General features: G+C 41.3%; 1 protein-coding gene. It reads right to left on the reverse strand.

Annotated features, from left to right (window positions below; translation table 11 throughout):
* Positions 1–2,126, reverse strand: a 2,126-nt coding sequence (locus C1G49_RS09960) for a MucBP domain-containing protein (RefSeq protein WP_193433998.1), incomplete at both ends; no start/stop codon positions are given.

The following is a 2,126-nucleotide window of genomic DNA, read 5'->3' on the forward strand; positions in this document are numbered from 1 at the left end:
ACCTTACGGTAAACGTAAGTAACAACTGTTTCACCTTCTACAACTGTACCAGTTTCAGAACCTTTTGTAAGGACTGGAACAAGCTCATAAGTTGTACCGTCTTCAGTTGTGATTGTTGTTGGTTTGTTATCAGTTGTATCGTAAGCTGTACCTGTTGATGTAGATGGAGTATCTGTTACAGGAGCTTTGATAACGTTACCTTCAGTATCGATGTAGTTAACAACAACTGAACCTTTCACTTCTTCGTAAACGTAAGTGACTTGCTTATCTTCACCAGAAGTTACTGTACCGTTCTCTTCGCCTGTAGTTGCACTTGGAACAAGTTTGTATGTCTTACCATCTTCTGTTGTGATAGTCGTTGGTTTGTTATCTTCTGTTGAGTATGTCTTACCTGGTTCAGCATTTTCTTCATCTTTAACTGGAGACTTGATTACTGTACCATCAGTTGTCACATAGTTAACGGTTACTGAACCTGCTGGCTCGTAAACGTAAGTGATTTCAGTAGTGCCTTCTACAACCTTACCAGTTTCAGTAGCTGACTTAGCGTCTACTTCTTTGTAGTAGTAAACTGTGCCATCTTCAGTTGTAATCTTAGCTGGTTTGTTGTCAGTTGTGTCGTAAGCAGTACCTGTTGAAGTTGTCTTCGTATCAACTACTTGTGGAGCGATCACTTCACCTGCAGTGTTTACATAGTTAACAACAACGTCACCTTTTACTTCTTCGTAAACATAAGTTACTTCAGTTACACCTGGAACAACATCGCCTGTTTCAGAACCTTTTGTAAGGCTTGGAACAAGTTTGTATGTCTTGCCGTCTGCAGTTGTGATTGTTTCTGGCTTAACATCTGTTGTGTCGTATGGAGTACCTGTTGAAGTTTCTGGTGTGTCTGTAACAGGTGCTTGGATAACTGTACCGTCAGTTGTTACGTAGTTAACGACAACTGAACCTTTCACTTCTTCGTAAACGTAAGTGACTTGCTTGTCTTCACCAGAAGTTACTGTACCGTTCTCTTCACCTTTAGTTGCGTTTGGAACAAGTTTGTATGTCTTACCATCTTCTGTTGTGATAGTCGTTGGTTTGTTATCTTCTGTTGAGTATGTCTTACCTGGTTCAGCGTTTTCTTCATCCTTAACTGGAGACTTGATCACTGTACCATCAGTTGTCACATAGTTAACGGTTACTGAACCTGCTGGCTCGTAAACGTATTTAACTGTTGTCGTACCTTCAACCACATCACCTGTTTCAGCTGCTGAGTCAGCTTTCACTTCTTTGTAGTAGTAAACTGTGCCGTCTGCTGCAGTGATTGTTTCTGGTTTGTTGTCAAGAGTTGAGTAAGCTGTACCTGTTGATGAAGCTGGTGTATCTTCAACATCAGTAGCGATCTTCTCACCTGCAGTGTTGTAGTACTCAACAACAACGTTACCTTTCACTTCTTCGTAGATGTAAGTTACTTCTGTTGTCTTACCTGCTTCAACAGTACCGTTTTCGTTACCGATTGTTGCAGATGGAACAAGTTTGTAAGTCTTACCATCTTCAGTTGTGATTGTTTCTGGCTTGTTGTCTGTTGTGTTGTACTCAGAACCTGGCTTAGCGTTTGTTTCGTCCTTGACAGGTGTCTTGATCACTGTACCGTCTGCGAGTGTGTAGTTAACAACAACGTTACCTGCTTGCTCGTAAACGTAAGTGATTTCAGTAGTTCCCTCTACAACCTTACCAGTTTCAGTAGCTGACTTAGCGTCTACTTCTTTGTAGTAGTAAACTGTGCCATCTTCAGTTGTAATCTTAGCTGGTTTGTTGTCAGTTGTGTCGTAAGCAGTACCTGTTGAAGTTGTCTTGGTATCAACTACTTGTGGAGCGATCACTTCACCTGCAGTGTTTACATAGTTAACAACAACGTCACCTTTCACTTCTTCGTAAACATAAGTTACTTCAGTTACGCCTGGAACAACATCGCCTGTTTCAGAACCTTTTGTAAGGGCTGGAACAAGTTTGTAGGTCTTGCCATCTGCTGTAGTGATAGTTTCTGGCTTAACATCTGTTGTGTCATATGGAGTACCTGTTGAAGTTTCTGGTGTGTCTGTAACAGGTGCTTGGAGAACAGTTCCGTCAGTCGTTACATAGTGAAC

Origin of the sequence: Streptococcus suis, from assembly GCF_002960625.1 — a bacterium.
Lineage (GTDB): Bacteria > Bacillota > Bacilli > Lactobacillales > Streptococcaceae > Streptococcus > Streptococcus suis_T.